Annotated in this window: 20 protein-coding genes and 2 pseudogenes; 21 read left to right on the forward strand and 1 reads right to left on the reverse strand. The window is 39.2% G+C overall.

Annotated features, from left to right (window positions below; translation table 11 throughout):
* Positions 1-37 precede the first annotated feature (37 nt).
* From gpM to A9G44_RS02085, 21 genes and pseudogenes are all read left to right on the forward strand, one after another.
* Positions 38-742, forward strand: coding sequence for a phage terminase small subunit (gene gpM / locus A9G44_RS01995; protein WP_065609037.1), 705 nt, complete (start codon positions 38-40; stop codon positions 740-742).
* Between the two features lie 98 nt (positions 743-840).
* Entirely contained in the window at positions 841-1,293 is a 453-nt protein-coding gene (locus A9G44_RS02000) for a head completion/stabilization protein (protein WP_065609038.1), read from the forward strand.
* Positions 1,290-1,766: a phage tail protein gene (locus A9G44_RS02005; RefSeq protein WP_065609039.1), complete on the forward strand. Its 477-nt coding sequence runs from the start codon at positions 1,290-1,292 to the stop codon at positions 1,764-1,766. The genes A9G44_RS02000 and A9G44_RS02005 overlap by 4 nt, the downstream gene beginning before the upstream one ends.
* Positions 1,756-2,463, forward strand: a complete 708-nt coding sequence (locus A9G44_RS02010) for a hypothetical protein (RefSeq protein ID WP_065609040.1) — start codon at positions 1,756-1,758, stop codon at positions 2,461-2,463. Before A9G44_RS02005 ends, A9G44_RS02010 begins: the two co-directional genes overlap by 11 nt.
* 7 nt (positions 2,464-2,470) lie before the next feature.
* The gene (locus tag A9G44_RS02015) at positions 2,471-3,583 is read left to right on the forward strand and encodes a DUF2586 domain-containing protein (RefSeq protein ID WP_065609041.1); all 1,113 of its coding nucleotides are present in this window, start codon (positions 2,471-2,473) and stop codon (positions 3,581-3,583) included.
* Positions 3,584-3,596: 13 nt separating this feature from the next.
* Positions 3,597-4,055, forward strand: coding sequence for a phage protein (locus tag A9G44_RS02020; RefSeq protein WP_065609042.1), 459 nt, complete (start codon positions 3,597-3,599; stop codon positions 4,053-4,055).
* 12 nt (positions 4,056-4,067) lie between these two features.
* Positions 4,068-4,355, forward strand: coding sequence for a hypothetical protein (locus A9G44_RS02025; protein WP_065581744.1), 288 nt, complete (start codon positions 4,068-4,070; stop codon positions 4,353-4,355).
* On the forward strand, positions 4,355-4,714 hold the full coding sequence (locus tag A9G44_RS02030) for a D-Ala-D-Ala carboxypeptidase family metallohydrolase (protein WP_065609043.1): 360 nt from the start codon (positions 4,355-4,357) through the stop codon (positions 4,712-4,714). Before A9G44_RS02025 ends, A9G44_RS02030 begins: the two co-directional genes overlap by 1 nt.
* Complete coding sequence (locus A9G44_RS02035) at positions 4,707-5,054, forward strand: hypothetical protein (RefSeq protein WP_065609044.1); 348 nt, start codon at positions 4,707-4,709, stop codon at positions 5,052-5,054. Before A9G44_RS02030 ends, A9G44_RS02035 begins: the two co-directional genes overlap by 8 nt.
* A gap of 125 nt (positions 5,055-5,179) precedes the next feature.
* The gene (locus A9G44_RS02040) at positions 5,180-5,437 is read left to right on the forward strand and encodes a putative phage tail assembly chaperone (RefSeq protein ID WP_065609045.1); all 258 of its coding nucleotides are present in this window, start codon (positions 5,180-5,182) and stop codon (positions 5,435-5,437) included.
* A gap of 47 nt (positions 5,438-5,484) precedes the next feature.
* Positions 5,485-5,628: a DUF6890 family protein gene (locus A9G44_RS13925; RefSeq protein WP_442902920.1), complete on the forward strand. Its 144-nt coding sequence runs from the start codon at positions 5,485-5,487 to the stop codon at positions 5,626-5,628.
* Positions 5,629-5,631: 3 nt separating this feature from the next.
* On the forward strand, positions 5,632-7,686 hold the full coding sequence (locus A9G44_RS02045; RefSeq protein WP_065609046.1) for a phage tail tape measure protein: 2,055 nt from the start codon (positions 5,632-5,634) through the stop codon (positions 7,684-7,686).
* A complete protein-coding gene (locus A9G44_RS02050) occupies positions 7,676-8,002 on the forward strand; it encodes a DUF2590 family protein (RefSeq protein WP_065609047.1) in 327 nt (108 codons plus the stop codon). Before A9G44_RS02045 ends, A9G44_RS02050 begins: the two co-directional genes overlap by 11 nt.
* Positions 7,995-9,170 carry a baseplate J/gp47 family protein gene (locus A9G44_RS02055; RefSeq protein WP_065609048.1) on the forward strand — a complete coding sequence of 392 codons (1,176 nt, stop codon included), beginning with the start codon at positions 7,995-7,997 and terminating at the stop codon, positions 9,168-9,170. Before A9G44_RS02050 ends, A9G44_RS02055 begins: the two co-directional genes overlap by 8 nt.
* Complete coding sequence (locus tag A9G44_RS02060) at positions 9,167-9,778, forward strand: phage tail protein (RefSeq protein ID WP_065609049.1); 612 nt, start codon at positions 9,167-9,169, stop codon at positions 9,776-9,778. The genes A9G44_RS02055 and A9G44_RS02060 overlap by 4 nt, the downstream gene beginning before the upstream one ends.
* Positions 9,775-10,731: pseudogene (locus tag A9G44_RS13930) on the forward strand (phage tail-collar fiber domain-containing protein); the annotation flags it as partial. The gene A9G44_RS02060 and the pseudogene A9G44_RS13930, both read left to right, overlap by 4 nt.
* Positions 10,732-10,971: 240 nt before the next feature.
* Positions 10,972-11,211 (forward strand): annotated as a pseudogene (locus A9G44_RS13935) (phage tail protein); the annotation flags it as partial.
* Positions 11,212-11,440: 229 nt separating this feature from the next.
* Positions 11,441-12,049, forward strand: a complete 609-nt coding sequence (locus A9G44_RS02070) for a tail fiber assembly protein (protein WP_065609051.1) — start codon at positions 11,441-11,443, stop codon at positions 12,047-12,049.
* A gap of 6 nt (positions 12,050-12,055) precedes the next feature.
* Positions 12,056-12,721 (forward strand): hypothetical protein, encoded by a 666-nt coding sequence (locus A9G44_RS02075; protein ID WP_065609052.1) that lies wholly within the window; start codon positions 12,056-12,058, stop codon positions 12,719-12,721.
* Complete coding sequence (locus tag A9G44_RS02080; RefSeq protein ID WP_065609053.1) at positions 12,693-13,277, forward strand: baseplate complex protein; 585 nt, start codon at positions 12,693-12,695, stop codon at positions 13,275-13,277. The genes A9G44_RS02075 and A9G44_RS02080 overlap by 29 nt, the downstream gene beginning before the upstream one ends.
* 11 nt (positions 13,278-13,288) lie before the next feature.
* The gene (locus A9G44_RS02085) at positions 13,289-14,980 is read left to right on the forward strand and encodes a hypothetical protein (RefSeq protein ID WP_065609054.1); all 1,692 of its coding nucleotides are present in this window, start codon (positions 13,289-13,291) and stop codon (positions 14,978-14,980) included.
* Positions 14,981-15,019: 39 nt separating this feature from the next.
* Here A9G44_RS02085 and A9G44_RS02090 read toward each other — a convergent pair whose 3' ends face one another.
* Positions 15,020-15,199, reverse strand: a complete 180-nt coding sequence (locus A9G44_RS02090) for a hypothetical protein (RefSeq protein ID WP_065609055.1) — start codon at positions 15,197-15,199, stop codon at positions 15,020-15,022.
* Between the last annotated feature and the right edge of the window lie 312 nt (positions 15,200-15,511).

The raw sequence follows: 15,511 nt of genomic DNA on the forward strand, positions 1-15,511 counted from the left end.
GCCAGTTATTACTGGCAGCTCAATAAAAGGTAAATTTATGACAGTTGTTTTATCACCGTTTCAACAGCACCGGGAAAAAGTGGCACAAATCAGCCAAGAAAAAGCGGTGCTAGTTGATTCAAAAGATAGCTTGCATATTGTTAATGCTGAGCTAGAACGTGATATCGAATACTTACGTAATTTCGGCAATGACATGGCAGAGCGTAACGAATACAAATTAAACGTTGTGTTACCCAAATGGATGCCAAAAGTTGAGCGATATTTACAGGAGGGTAAAGTCTACCCTAACCCAATTTTTGTTTGGTGCATTGTTTGGCTGTTTGATACTCAGCAGTTCGATCAGGGGCTAGACTGGGCAGAAATTGCGATAGAACAAAACCAAGATACGCCAAAGTCGTGGAGTATGAAATTATCCGGTTTTGTTGCTAGGGCTATGTTCGAATGGATCGGAACTACTGCCGCTAATGGTCACTCAATCGAGCCATATTTTAGCCGGGTATTTGAGCTTGTTAAAAACAAATGGCGATTATATGAATCAGATAAAGCGGAATGGTACAAGTTCGCCGGTTTATATCTATTGCGTGATGAAAACGGCGCACCAAAAGCCACAGCAATCGATAACGTCGAAGTATTAAATCAGGCAAAAGAGTTATTAACTCAGGCGCAAAATATTTATGCCAAAGTGGGCGTTAAAACCATGCTTGGCAATATTGAGCAACGAATTAACGCATTAAGTAAATAACAGACTACACACAACGCCAGTGCCCAGCAAATGAGAATTAAGTATTGATTTGCTGATATTCAAAGTTTGCGTACGGGCACTTTTTTAAAGGTATTTTTATGTTTAGTGGGCAAGATTTTAATCAATCAGCAATCGTTATTAGCAATGACGGGTTCTGGCCAGATTTAGATTTATCTGAATTTCAGATTGATAGAGCTATGTCACCAAACATTAACGATCGGTTATTACGTGATGCAATTGTATCTGCGGTTGTTGAAATCAATTTGACGTTAGAACAATACAAAAACATACAAATATCAAAAGGTATTAACCACGCAAGCGATTGCGGAGTAGTCAGCGTTGAGGGTGTTTCTTCAACAGTGATTATTTATAAAAAAGCTGTGTTTGCACGAGCCAAAGCCGACCTGCTCGGTGAGTTTGTCAGTATTGCTAGTCGAGATGACAAAATCGGCGAAAGCCAAAAAGAAATGAGAACGGCATTATTAGCAGAAAGTACAAGGGAAATACGTAAATTACTGGGTTTGCGCCGTTGCGGGGTTGCACTGATATGAGTTTGATTACTGAGTTAACTACATTTTTAAAAGATAACCTGCCTGTAGCTGTTTATCGTGGGCAAAAGTTCAGTTCATTTATGGACAATTTAGAAATTGATCGCGTATTTAAATTAGTTACAAAACAGCCAACGGAGCAACTTTTATGCGCAAAACTGAAATACGACGCAGTAATAACATTTGACGAATTCCCTTACCGAATTTATGACCCATGTTTGATTTTTGCTTTAGTCATGTGTTGGCTTGAAAGTAAAAACCGGGACGATACGCAATTTGATAATGTTAATCCTGATATCGATGTTTCAGAAAATGACGAACAAACAGCGTACTTAATGATTGCAGTACCGCTGTCAGAAGATATCACGCTGATCGAAGATGAAAGCGGATCAATACCGTACAAGGATAAACGCTATAGCTTGGGCGCTGCTAGCGTTTGGGTTCATCCCGACGGGGTGAATATTAATGCAAATTAAAGGCGAATTAAACAAAACTCAACTAAAAGAGTTACAAGAAGCTATTAAAAAGCTTGAGATGCCACCAAAGAAAAAACAACGTCTTTTGTGGCGTATAGCAAAGCTGGGCATGATTCCGGCAATAAAAAGGAATATTAAAGAACAGAAAGACTTTAATGGTTCTGATTTTAAAGAAAGGAAAGGCAAGCGTAAAAGCCCGCTTTTGAAAAAAATAGCTAAACATATAGCGGTTAGAGAAATGCCGGCGATTGAAGCGGTGAAACTTTATTTTAAAGGACATTATAAAAGCACGTCGGATAAAAATATCCCAATCGGTGTAGTTGCTGATGTGCAACAAAATGGGCGGACAATTCGACAAAATGCTAAGCAATTTAAAAAGCAATCTAATAGCAAAAAAAAGGGTTCGATTACAAAACAACAAATTAAAAAATTAAGAGAGCTAGGACATACGCACTCAAGAAAAGGAAAAGAAGTTAAATCATCGGTTAAGTGGCTTAGTGAAAATTATTCAAGAGCACAGGCGGGGGTAGTAATAAAAAGAATGGTCGATGAGCTAGTTAAGCAATTTTGGTCAGTAAAAATCCCTAGCCGTGCGTTTATGGGTATAACTGATAACGAATTTTCCAAAATATTAGAACGACAACTTAAAAATATTAGCTTTGGCTGGGATGTAAAAGCCCAAAACATGAAGAGGTAAAAATTAAATGACTTGGCCAACAATTACAATTAATCAACTTAATTTGTTACAAGGTGAAACAGATGAAGTTGAGCGACGATTTTTATTTATCGGCAATGCAAATAAAAACAAAGGGCAAATTATTTCAGTCAATGCACAAACTGATTTTAATGGCGTGCTCGGCAATGACGATAGCGCACTAAAAAAAGGCATATTGTCTGCATTAGAAAACGCAGGGCAAAACTGGTTTGCAAGTATTGCTATTTTAAACGATGGGCAAGATTGGACTGATGCAGTAATGCAGGCTCAAAAAATCGGATCGTATGAAGCGGTTGTTTATGCTGAAAATATCAATACTAAAGCTGAAATCAATAAAGCCATTAGTCTGCGCAAAAATTTAATTGCAAAGTACGGGCGCTGGGTAAGATTTATTTTAGGTGTCGAGGGACTACAAGCTAACGAAACGTGGGCAAAATATGAATCACGACTAGCAACACTACAAAACGGTATTGCTGAATATGCAATTACACTTGTACCCATGATTTTTGGCAACGAGCCTTTTGTCAATGCCGGGCGTTCATGCAATCGGTCGGTAACCATTGCTGATGCGCTAGCACGCGTTAAAACTGGCGCTGTAAGTAATTTAGGGCGTGACACCTTGCCAGTCGATTCCGCCGGTATTGAATTGCCATTAGCCACACTGCAAACACTGAACGCAAATCGTTACAGTGTGCCGATGTGGTATCCAGATTACGACGGCATTTACTGGGCCGATGATAGAACGCTAGACGTTGAGGGCGGTGATTATCAATCAGCAGAGACAGTACGCGTTATCGATAAAGTAGCTCGAAAAATTCGATTATTAGCGATCGCAAAAATTGCCGATGCATCATTCAATAGCTCAGCTAATTCGATAGCTGTACATCAGCAATACTTTGCTAAGCCCATGCGTGAGATGTCAATCACATCACAAATAAACGGCATTGAATTCCCCGGAGAGGTTAAAAAACCGCGGGACGGCGACATTGTGATCACGTGGAAAACACCTAAAACAGTTGATATTTATGCGGTTGTGCGCACGCGTGATATTCCGATGCAAATCACTATCAGCTTAATGCTTGATGCTTCATTAGACCAATAACAGGAGTAATTAAATGGGTTCAAGAATCACGGGAAAATCGTTCGATGTCAACATCGGCGGCGAATTAGTTCAAGTTAAAACTGCGACGCTATCGATTACTGATAATAGCGCGGCAGCATCAACAAACGGCGTTCCGGATGGGTACGTTGCAGGTTCAGTAACTGCCGAGGGTGCGCTAACTTTTTCGAGCAAATATTTTAACAAATTGATTGATCTTGCTCGCAGTGCTGGCTCATTTCGTAATCTGCCAGACTTTGATTTGATGTTTTATGCGGATACCGGCGACGAAAGTCAAAAAATAGAAGCGTTTGGATGCAGATTAAAAATATCAGATCTGCTTAATGCAGATAAATCAAGTGACGACGAGACAACTCACACTATCGATTACATTGTCACGTCCCCAGATTTTGTCAGTATTAACGGCGTACCATATTTGTCCGCAACTGATACACGTAATTTATTAAATTATTAATGGGTTATAACAATGACTAATGAAGAATCATTATTAGTAAAAATCGGGCTTGTAGGCTTTATGCTCGGTGTAGCTAAGCTGCTCGCTGGTGACGAAGCGATCACTTGGAGAAAAGTTATTGGGCGAGCGTTGCTAGGTACTGGTTCGTCTCTTATTTCCGGTTTAATAATGATTCCTCACCCAAACGCACCTCAGCTGGTTGTCGTTGGCGCGGCGGCGTTGCTCGGTATTCTTGGGCACTCACTGATTGAATGGGTTGTTATTACTTACATTGATAAAAAACAAAAAGGAAAAAATTAATGAATTTATCAGCACACTTTAAACGCTCAGAATTTGCATGTAAATGCGGTTGCGGCTTTGATGATGTAAATCCACTTTTAATTGATGTATTAGAAGATGTTCGTGCTCATTTTAATGCTCCTGTTTTTGTTAATAGTGCATGCCGCTGCAAAAAACATAATCAAGCCGTTGGGGGTAAAACCAGTAGCCAGCACGTGCTCGGTAACGCTGCTGACATCAGAGTAAAAAACGTTCCGCCGTCTGCTGTTGCTGATTATTTAGATGCAAAATGTCCGGAAAATTTCGGGATCGGACGATACCGCACATTTACCCATGTTGATGTTCGGGCAGTTAAAGCTCGTTGGGGTTCAAATGAGTAAGTATAGGCTAGTGATTATTGCTTTATTTATATTACTGATTTTTTGTTTTGGTGTTTATTTTTCATCGTTACAACATGATAGCAAATCACTAAAACAAACAAACAAGCTGAATTTTGAAGCAAAGCAACAACAATCAGTTATTAATAATAAATCGCAAGAGCTAGAAACTAAACTACAGCAGGTAAAAACGTATGAACGACAAAATAACAAAAAAACGCAGACTATTAGCAATGCTACTAACAGCAATTGCATTAGCCGTGATTTTGTCGAGCTGTTCAACAAACAAACAGCAGATTACGAGCAAATTTTATCAACAAAACACATTAACAAAGTGCGTTGAAATATTGCCGAAAATTGAGAACAACTCAGCAGCAGCAATACAAAACGCATTAATTGAGTGGCGCAGTATTTATATCGATTGTGCGCTGAGACATAACACTTTAGTAGAAACAATAGAGGTACAACATGAAAATCACACTAACAATTAATGGCACAGATATCACATTCGAACCAACAAAGCTGGCTTATAACACGTATATCAACGATATCACGATGAACGACAAAATTGCACCCGCAACCAACTTTTTACGTCGTACTGTGTTAGCAGAAGATAAAGAGAAGTTAAACGAAATTTTAGAAAACCATGTCGGGGCAGCATTACAGATTATTGAAAAAGTTATCAAACAATATGCGCCAGATTTGGTAATTGAAGTAAAAAACTAAATCGGCGAGTAAGTAAGATTGAAAAAAATTCACTTGAACAGCTTTTAATCTTACGCCGCTACTATTTACCAAGTGAGGATGATAGTAGCGAAAACCTCGCCCGGGCGGCGTGGCTAGATAATCATTTAGCCGAAGTAACGGCAGCAGCAGTGGCAAACGGTATAGGTAAAGCGTTTAAGGGTGTTAAATAATAAATGTCATCATCATTAGATTTTGTAATTAAATTAACTGATCGCGTAACAGCACCGCTTAAGCGTGTACAGTCTCAATTTAAGTCATTTAATGCGACTGCTGCAAGCTCATTTAAAAAAATCGGCGGCGGCAGCATTGCCCTGTTTGCTGTTGCCAAGAGCATTACCGCCCTGCTGTCTCCTGCTGAGGAAATGGACAGAGCATTAAAAAACGCTAGTTTGGGCGGTGTTTCGTCAATTAATGAGCTGCGAACAGCAGCAAAAAAATTCAGTGCTGAATATGGCACTAGTGCTATTGATTTCGTCAATTCAGCATCATCAATTAAAGGGGCGCTATCTGGTATTAGTGATGCAGATGTACCGCAGGCTGTTGCTGCGATGAATATGCTGTCAAAAGCGACAGGCGAAAGCGTGGACACATCAACGGCGTACATTGAGCAAATGGCAGCGAGCTACAAAGGAACAGTTAATAAAATTGGCCAGTTAAATTTTGCCCGTCATGCCGCCGGGATCTCGGCATATGCTAAAAACAATTTTAACGTCTCAACTCAGCAACTGCAAAGCATGATGCAAAAAACCAAAGGCACAGCCGCCAATAATGGCGTAAGTATGTCGGAGCAGGCCGTCGTTTTAAGCATGGCAAGTAAAAGCCTTGGCGCGGGTGCTGCGGGCTCATATGCTGCACTGTATAAAAACTTAGGCAAAGCCGGTAAAGAGCTAGGGCTTTCGTTTGCTGATGCTAACGGCAAAATGCTATCAATGCCAGAAATTATCGCAAAAATACAGGGTAAATTTGGCAAGGATTTATCAAAGAACATTAAAGCCCAAGAATTATTAGATAAAGCCTTTGGTGCTGGTGCAGATACTGTAAAAACATTGGCGAATAACTCCGATGAATTAAATCAACATATTAAAGAAATCGGCAAAGGTCAAAACTTCAAGCTGATGCAAAAAATGGCACAAGGTAACGTCAAGCCATTAGAGCGTATCAATGCTCAATTTATGAATATTAAAGAATTAATTGGACGGGCGTTATTGCCAGTTTTAATGCCGGTTATGAATGCTATTAGTGGCGTTATCGGCAAATTTGCCAAATGGCTTGAAATGTTTCCAAATATTGCTAAGTGGATCGGCATTATCACAATTGCACTTATAAGCTTGGCGGGTATTGCTGCTGTGTTTGCAATTATTTCGGGTGTTATATCGTTACTGCTGTCCCCTATTACACTAATTATTATCGGAATTGCGGCTGTGATTGCTATTTGCTGGGTGTTTCGTAAACAGATCGGTAACGCAATTAACTGGGTTATTGAAAAAGTTAAAGCGTTGTGGGCTGCGTTTAGTGAAACGTGGGTATTTAAGATGATCGCAGGCTATTTAAAATTCATCGGCAAAGTGTTTTTGTTGCTTTGGAAAATCGTTAAATTTGGGATTAATGTTTGGGTATCTCTGTTTGTTGGGTTAAAAGATAAAATTGTATCAGTATTTACTGACGCTATTACATTAGTCTCGCAGTTTTGGGACTATATAAAAGATACTGCATATATTCAATCATGGATTGAATCGTTCAATTTATTATCTGATGTTGTTTGTGGTGTTTTTGAGTTTATCGGCGATACATTTATATCAACAATCGATGATTTAACAGCCGGATGGGATAGTTTTGTTGAGTTTTTTACTGATGCTGACGCATTTTCAAAAGTCGGCGATGCATTGAAAGAAGCGTTTTGGGGCGTTTTTAAAATCATTCAAAACAAAGGAATAGATGTTATTAACACAATTATCGACGGCTTAAATTATATCCCGGGTGTTAACATCGAATTACTTGAATACGAAAAAATCGACGAACCAGAGCAATCTCCGGTTAGCACTGCAAAATCGCCGATCACAAGTACGATCGTGCGTGATATCGATCATGGTGGATTGTCAAAAGAGATTCAAAACAGTAAATCGCAGAATATTGACAATAGTAAGAATATTCAGTCGGTCACAATTAATAACGCGCAGCCGATGACGCCTGCACAATTACAGGAGTGGAATCAATTGTATGCAGGATAAATATTTTGATTTACTCATTACTGATCGTGATTTTTCGTTAAATAACGGCTATGAGCCGAACTTAGCAAAAAATCAGCAAAGCATCGGGCAAGATATTAAACATGCGATTATTGAAAGCGGTTTAGCGACTGAATTAGTTGCTGAACGCTCGCCAACAATGAGGTATGACGTGTTTACTAAGATTATTCTGTTAGTTGAAAGCGATCGGCGTATTGTTCCGGGCACGGCGCACATCAAAGAGGAAACAGCAGAGCGGCTTTATCTGACTGCTGACACTTATGATTTTGGGAAAATTGGAGTATCAATCGATGGCTGATTATCAAAAAATGTTTGAAAAAATTCTACACGATCACGGTATGCCAGTTGATGAAAACGCTGCCCGTAAAGAGTTCGAAGAATTGACAAAAGCAGAGGGGTTAATCACCAATACATCGAAATACTCCCCCTTTTGGCGATTAATGTCGGCTATCGTTATAAAGCCATACGTTTGGCTAAAAGATGCATTTATCAAAAATGTATTAATGAATATGTTTTTAATGACTGCAAGCGGTCAGTTTTTAGATCTGTTTGCTAACGCAGTTAATTTAGAGCGTAAGCCGGCAACATTGGCAACGGGTGAAATTTTATTCACTAAAGCAAATAAAAATCAGGCGGTTGTTATACCTGTAGGCACTGTGATCAGCTCGCCCGAAATTAACGGGGTTACATATCAATTACAAACTACTCAAGAGTGTAGCATACCGGCAGGTGTTGAAGCCGCACGCATTCCAGTAGTGGCCGTCGGCAGCGGTGAAAACTATAACTTGGCTGCTGGTTATTATCGTTTTTTAGTTGAACAGATAGACGGTGTAACTGTTACTAATGACGATAATTGGTTGATATCGCCGGGGGCTAATATTGAATCAGATGACGATTTAAGAGATAGAACTAAGAATCAGTATAACTTTGTTGGCCACTATCACACTGATGCCGTTTACCGTGGCATTGTGACAACAATTACCGGTATTTCAACCAAGCAAGTTTATTTTGTGCATGACGCGCCACGTGGCCCGGGTACCGCAAATTTATATCTATTGCTAAATGACGGCGTAGATTCAAAATATTTTATCGATACAGTAAATAACTACATTATGGGGCAAGGTTACAGAGGGCATGGCGACGATCTGCGGTGCTTTGCTGTGCCGGAAAAGAAAATTGATATTGCTGTTACATTATATTTTGAACGTGAACAGCAGCCGACAAACATCAATCAATATGTATTAAACGTTGAGCATTTTATACGTTGCGCATTTCGTCAGAACAACGACTATAACGTAACTCAGGTAAATGCGTATTCACGTTTTAGCATCTCAAAATTAAACGAAGAATTACACGAACAATTTAACGAATTACATTCGATTGTATTTAACATCGGCGACATTGTCAGCGAGTTAGAAGTGCCAAGACTTCGAACTCTAACAATAAATACCGAGGTTGCAGAATGAAATTAAAAATCAAGCTGCCAGTGTGGATGAACAAAGGCGAGCCGTTAAAGCTGGCTAATGCAGCGGTTAAGTACTGGGATCGTATGTATCAATGGTTAAAATTCCCAGTTATGCAGTTCGACCCGTTAACATGCGACGAGCGATTATTATTTTTGTATGCATATCAACGCGATGTTAAACGACTAAATAACGAGCCATTGGCACTATATCGAAAACGTATTAAATACGCATACGCTAATGCTACAGATTCGGGATCGGTTGTTGGATTTAAAAATATATTTGAGCGGCTAGAAATCGGCACGGTTCAAATATTAGAACGCCAAAGCGGCTATGATTGGGACGTTATTATCTTGCGATTATCTGATAACCAGTTAACAAATAACCGCGATTTGTTAACTGAAATTATCAGGCAATACGGGCGTACATGTCGGCGTTATTTTTTTGAAATTGTTCACGTGCAGCCGATGAGGTTTAAGTGCGGTGATTTTAATAACAAACAGCATTACAACGGTTCTAAATTTGATTTTAAGCGAATACACCAAGCAACAGTAATTTTAAAAGTGGGTGGTTTTGGTGAAGTAAAAGAATTTAATGGAGTACAGCAATGAGTAAAACGGCAATAGTAAAAACAGGCGAACAGTTTTTTATAAAACAATTGAGCAAATCACAACCGATAAAACTAGATAAAGTTATATTTGCTAACATCAACGGCATAAATGGCGATACTGAAATCGATTTAAACGGTTCAATGCCCGCCGCAAGTCAAATCGTACATACTGCTCCAGTTACGCAATCCGGGTTATTGAATGATAAAACAGTTGTTTATTCTGTTATTCTGGACACTAGTATTGGTGATTTTTCTTTCAATTATATTGGTTTGGTGAACTCTGAAACTAACACGCTATGCATGGTAATGCATACTGATTTAACACGAAAAATAAAGACCGCGGGGCAACGGCAAGGCAACACAATCACGGAATCGATTTGGTTAGAAATTGATAATGCTTCTGAATCGACCGGTATTACTGTCAATGCCCAAACTTGGCAGATTGATTATTCAAAACGATTAGCTGGCGAAGATGAACGTATTCGATTAACTAATTATGATTTATATAATCGATTAGCAATTAATGACGGTTTTGCAATAACAAAAAATGGCAATCAATTAACAGTATCATCAGGTTTGGCATATGTTGCCGGTTTGCGAGTTGAGCACACAGCTCAAACATCGATAAAAGTCGAAAGTAATCAATCGTTATACATCGATGCTTGGCTAGCCGGTACTGTAACTGGTGAATGGTCGGTAAACTACAATTTAATTGCTGGCACTAATTTAAAAGATTACGAAAAAAACGGGTTTAAGCACTTTGTTGAGCGTGTAGCTTCAGTTGACGCAAACGGCAAGCTAGTTGTTGTTAAACCGAAATCATTTATCACAACGTACGATCATGCAACGACTGAAAAGGTGGGAATAGTTAAACTCAGTTCAGAAATTAACAGCACATCAGAAACAGAGGCGGCAACGCTGTTAGCTGTGAAAAACGTTAACGATAAAGCTAATAACGCATACAATCGAATTAATAGCTTGAATGATAAGTTTTCATGGTCAGATGAGTTTCAACAATCTGTTGTAGCGTCACCAGACAAGAGATTTCATTTTGTCGTCAGGAATGACGGCGTTGTTGGTGTTTATTCAAGCGACGAAAACAAGTTGCTTTGGTCGTTTTACGGTGATTTTTTTAACAACGGTTGGATTGATCCAAATAGAATTAGCTATTTAGATTCTTACGTTCGCGATCGCTCTGTGCCGGTTGGCGTTCCGCTTCCTTGGCCCAGTGTTAATCCTCCTCCGGGCTGGGCAAAATGCAATGGATGGCACTTTGATAGAAGCAAATATCCTCGTCTTGCAGCGGCTTACCCTAACGGTATTCTCCCAGATATTAGGGGTGAATATATTCGGGGGTGGGATGACGGTCGCGGCGTAGACCCGGGTCGTGAAATTTTGAGCTGGCAGGGCGACGCTATACGTAACATCTGGGGTTGTTTAGAAACGTTCATGACCGGGGCCACGCATCAAAATATTAGTTCTGGAGCTTTCTACGCTAGTGTGAATTCGATTGGTGCTTACCAAACGGGCAACTGGTCGGGTGGTTCGCATCAAAAATTAATTTTCGACGCAGCAAAACACGTTCCGATCGCTCACGAGAATCGAGTTAGAAGTCTTGCATTTTTGTTTATTGTTAGAGCAGAGTAATAAAAGAGGTTTATATATGAAATACAAATTAACGCCACCATTCGCTAAATTTGACAATAACGGCTTTGCTGTAGAGCCGGGTTGGGTGCTTATTTACAATTCAGATCCGGTTACGGGTGAATTCATTAATGCAACTTATGAGTACGTAGCTAATGGGTTTGGCTTTCCTGTTCACGCATGCTCAGATGCTCCGGTGGAATCGCCGGAAAATAAAGCGATTGTTCGCAAAAATGGGGCGTGGGTTTATCTTGATGATCACCGTGGCAAGAAAATCTATTCAACAAAAAATGGCGAAGAAGCTACAGTAAAAGAAATTGGTGATATCCCGGTTGACTACACTTTTCTAAAGCCTGCTTGCGATTTTGACGTGTGGAACGGTGAAGAATGGGTATTAGACAAAGAAAAACAGCATAATCATTATGTCATGTTAGCATCAGTGCAAAAAAATCAGTTACTAAGTGAAGCTAAATCACGGATTGATTATTTGCAAGATGCGATTGATACTGATATTGCAACTAATGAAGAAAAAACGGCGTATTCGGCTTGGAAAAAATACCGGGTTTTACTAAATCGTATTGACGTCGATGCTGCGCCAGAAATTGATTGGCCGGAAAAACCGGAGTAATCGATCATGTGGTGTGATAAAACATTTTCATTAGCAAAATATAAGCCAATGAGCTTTGAAGTTGTAGCAATTGAGCCGTACAAAGTCACTAATAGCAAATTTTTATCACCCGAAGAAGCAATCAGGGCGTTATTGGCAAAAATCGACAGCATAACGCCGGTTGCTGTTATATTAATATCTTCAGTGACGGAAACCGGTTTTATTAATCAATTGGAAGCGTTAAGTAAGCGATGGGATTTGCCGGAAATCAATCGAGCACTGAGAACAGCTAAAACAGTGCAAGATTTAGATGTAACAAAAATGGTTATACCGAACCCGGCAGATCGTAAAATTGTAAAGCAACTATCATCAAGTAACACGCGTGCAATTGTTAACAGTCAAACGTTAAAAGAGGCACAAAAAGACGCTAAAGCATCAATTGATAGCGTAATGAGTGAATTACAGCAGTTTGCACAGCAAAAAGCAGCCGTTTTAAATAAAGTTGCTAGTCAGACGACGTCATTAACTGGCGGTAGTATTGATATAACATTTTTTTATGGTTTGCCGTGTGATCTCTATAAAGAATTACCGAACAAAGAGCATATTTTTACGTTTTTGTTAGCATTCTCTGATAACGACTTAACCCCTATTTTGGATTTAGTACATGATAGAAAACTCATCGTTGAACAATAACGGATCTGCTGGAAGCGTTGATAATATTGTATTGGCGTTAGACGGTGAATCAATTATATTAAAAAACCCGTCAATTTCTGCCGAGTATGATTTGCCGGAAGAAGACCAGTCAGGGCAATCATCTTCGACTAACAGCAGTGAAAAAGGTATCAAACCAAAGAAATTAAATATTAACGGGTTAATTGAATATTCAACACCGGATCGCTTAAGCCGATTGATTGAATTGTCATATCAAACCGAAAAAGGCGGAGCTAAAAAGCTGTATCGTGTAGCAAATGCAACGGCTAACGTTATAAATTTACGTGAAGCGGTTTTCAGTGGAAAAGTTTCGGTTTCTCCCCATTCCACGCTATTAGCATGGCAAGTTAGTTTTACGCTATCAGAACGTAAATCAGTGCCCGAAAAACGAGAAGCACGGGCACAACAACGAGCAGTTGAAAACGGTGACGAAAATGTGGGCGCAATAATTGAAGAAGTGCCAAGCGAGGAGCAAGAGCAAGAAAAAGGCGGCATTGTTGAGGACATGCTTGGGGTATTTAATGATGCGTTGTCATGATGAGGTTTTGCATGAAAATTAATAAATACGCAATTATTAATAATGAACGAGTTCAAATTATAGATTGTAATATTGTGTTAGAGCTGAACGCTTGTGGTCGCGGTTTTATTGTTATCGCAGATAATAAAACATCGCTTAAAAATAAAGTGATAAAAATCAATGTTGGATATAACAATGATTTACAGCGTTTTTTTACTGGTTTTGTCGAAAGCGAGCAAGCGGCATCACGCAACACTAAAAAGCTATTTATACGCGAATTAATCGGTTGTTATCAACAAACAATTGATTGTTCGTTTCAGCACCCAACCCTAAAAGATGTTGCTAATTATTTGACAGAAAAAAAAGGCTTAAAGTTCAATTTGCCAGCCGCTGATTATGTTAATACAAAAATCCCACACTTTAAACATGCGGGAACTGGCTATCATCTGTTACAAGAAATTGGCCGGGCTTTCAATATCCCCGAATATACATTTTTTCAAACACCGGTAGGTAAAATCTATTGCGGTAGCTATAACGATAGCTATTTTAATGATAAAGACATTAAGCTTGGCGATAATTTAAATAAAATAGCATCTTCAACCGCCGGATCTAACATTGTCGAAATTCCGCTAGTGCCAAAATTACGCCCAGGCGTTAAAATTAACGGTAAAAAGGTCTCTATTGTCAATTTGATTAACGATAACATGACAATAACCTTTGAGGATGTATCTGGGAAAAAGTCGGCAGCACGGCGACAAATTGAAAAAGAATTCCCAGAACTTGCCGATGGTTATCATCTGTCAAAAATGGCCAAGGTTGTAGCAATTTCTGACGAAACAAACTTAGGTGATATCTCTACCCCATTCCGTCCCAAGTACGCCGTTAATGTGCAGTTATTAGATGAAAACGGCAAAGAATCGACGACGCCGGTTTATAAAGCGGTACCGTTGCCTGTTACAAATATAGGATCTGAGGGCGGGTCGTACCACTACCCAGAGGAGGGCACAGAAGTAGAAATAGGGTTTATTAACGGCAAGCCCGATCAGCCGGTTATACGAAACATTTACCCGAATAACAAAACAATGCCAAACATCAAAAAAGACGAGCATTTATTGCAACAACGTGCTGAGGTTTTTACAAAGATTGACAACGTCGGCAATATGATACGTGAAAGCGATCAGACTGTGACAGATAACGCCCGTGATTATTGTTTAAATAGCGATTCATCAACTGAAAAAACAACAACCAAAGAAACGACAGTTACAGCCAATAATACGCTCACGGTTTACGGCAATCACAAATTAAGCGCTAATACAATTACTAGTATTGCACTAAAAGATTATACAGTTGGGACTAATTCGAATTTTGTGCAGTTTGTCGGTATTGATTACTCATTAACAATAAACAACAATCAAACAATATCAGTAAAAAATAAAATTGATGTCACAGCAAACGAAATCAAAGAACAGATTAAAACAATTCGTCAGAGTATTGCCGGCGCAAAACAAGAAATCGTAGCCCCCCAAGTTTGGATCGGTAGCGGTGAGATAAATGTATCGCAATTGATGTTAGACACGCTAGAACTGATTGAGCGGCTAGCCGATTTGACAGCGCAGCATTCACACCCGAACACGAGCACTCCGGTCAATGCAGGCGCAATCACAGGCGTAAAAACAGATGCGATAAATCTAGATAAAAAATACTCGCCCGTGATTGCAAAATAATACGTTGTGCCCTCGCCTCGCCCACGATCGTGGGCTTTTTTATAGCGAACATTTATATAATTTTATTGCTTCTTCGATAATTGCCCCTTGTGCCTTGCCCGTGCTTTTGCTTAGCTCCGCAATCATCTCTATTGTTTCAATCGATAACTTATATCCCTTAGGTTTTACACCTCTTTTCTTATCACTTCGTTTTTGAATTTCAGCCCTTGATAATGCCATATTTGCCGCCTTAATAAATTTTAAATAAAATCAAAATAAATCAATAACCAACCTGAGCTATTGGCTATTTTCATATCTGAGTTATTAAAAAATAAATAATCGGGGACAAAATCGATCGTGTGACCTAATCTGTGCTACACCGCACCCACCTACATGGTTTTATCATGAAATTTTTTTCAGTTGGATTTTATTACAAAACAAAGCTCAAAGGCTTATTGAAAAAAGGATCTTAAAGGATCGTATAAAACTGAAATAAAAGAAATACTTTTCAATATTTTTCAGTTTTTAACTTATAAAAAAGATCGGAGTAAA

The sequence above is a fragment of the Gilliamella sp. Occ4-3 genome, from assembly GCF_001690675.1.
Taxonomy (GTDB): Bacteria; Pseudomonadota; Gammaproteobacteria; order Enterobacterales; family Orbaceae; genus Gilliamella; species Gilliamella bombi.

Excerpts from the sequence above, each read along its gene's own strand:
- A9G44_RS02080 (WP_065609053.1), top strand. The coding sequence starts at position 12,693 with ATGATAGAAAACTCATCGTTGAACAATAACGGATCTGCTGGAAGCGTT.
- A9G44_RS02060 (WP_065609049.1), top strand. The coding sequence starts at position 9,167 with ATGAAATTAAAAATCAAGCTGCCAGTGTGGATGAACAAAGGCGAGCCG.
- A9G44_RS02070 (WP_065609051.1), top strand. The coding sequence starts at position 11,441 with ATGAAATACAAATTAACGCCACCATTCGCTAAATTTGACAATAACGGC.
- A9G44_RS02045 (WP_065609046.1), top strand. The coding sequence starts at position 5,632 with ATGTCATCATCATTAGATTTTGTAATTAAATTAACTGATCGCGTAACA.
- A9G44_RS02090 (WP_065609055.1), bottom strand. The coding sequence starts at position 15,199 with ATGGCATTATCAAGGGCTGAAATTCAAAAACGAAGTGATAAGAAAAGA.
- A9G44_RS02005 (WP_065609039.1), top strand. The coding sequence starts at position 1,290 with ATGAGTTTGATTACTGAGTTAACTACATTTTTAAAAGATAACCTGCCT.
- gpM (WP_065609037.1), top strand. The coding sequence starts at position 38 with ATGACAGTTGTTTTATCACCGTTTCAACAGCACCGGGAAAAAGTGGCA.
- A9G44_RS02075 (WP_065609052.1), top strand. The coding sequence starts at position 12,056 with ATGTGGTGTGATAAAACATTTTCATTAGCAAAATATAAGCCAATGAGC.
- A9G44_RS02030 (WP_065609043.1), top strand. The coding sequence starts at position 4,355 with ATGAATTTATCAGCACACTTTAAACGCTCAGAATTTGCATGTAAATGC.
- A9G44_RS02025 (WP_065581744.1), top strand. The coding sequence starts at position 4,068 with ATGACTAATGAAGAATCATTATTAGTAAAAATCGGGCTTGTAGGCTTT.
- A9G44_RS02035 (WP_065609044.1), top strand. The coding sequence starts at position 4,707 with ATGAGTAAGTATAGGCTAGTGATTATTGCTTTATTTATATTACTGATT.
- A9G44_RS02085 (WP_065609054.1), top strand. The coding sequence starts at position 13,289 with ATGAAAATTAATAAATACGCAATTATTAATAATGAACGAGTTCAAATT.
- A9G44_RS02020 (WP_065609042.1), top strand. The coding sequence starts at position 3,597 with ATGGGTTCAAGAATCACGGGAAAATCGTTCGATGTCAACATCGGCGGC.
- A9G44_RS02040 (WP_065609045.1), top strand. The coding sequence starts at position 5,180 with ATGAAAATCACACTAACAATTAATGGCACAGATATCACATTCGAACCA.
- A9G44_RS02000 (WP_065609038.1), top strand. The coding sequence starts at position 841 with ATGTTTAGTGGGCAAGATTTTAATCAATCAGCAATCGTTATTAGCAAT.
- A9G44_RS02050 (WP_065609047.1), top strand. The coding sequence starts at position 7,676 with ATGCAGGATAAATATTTTGATTTACTCATTACTGATCGTGATTTTTCG.
- A9G44_RS02055 (WP_065609048.1), top strand. The coding sequence starts at position 7,995 with ATGGCTGATTATCAAAAAATGTTTGAAAAAATTCTACACGATCACGGT.
- A9G44_RS02015 (WP_065609041.1), top strand. The coding sequence starts at position 2,471 with ATGACTTGGCCAACAATTACAATTAATCAACTTAATTTGTTACAAGGT.
- A9G44_RS02010 (WP_065609040.1), top strand. The coding sequence starts at position 1,756 with ATGCAAATTAAAGGCGAATTAAACAAAACTCAACTAAAAGAGTTACAA.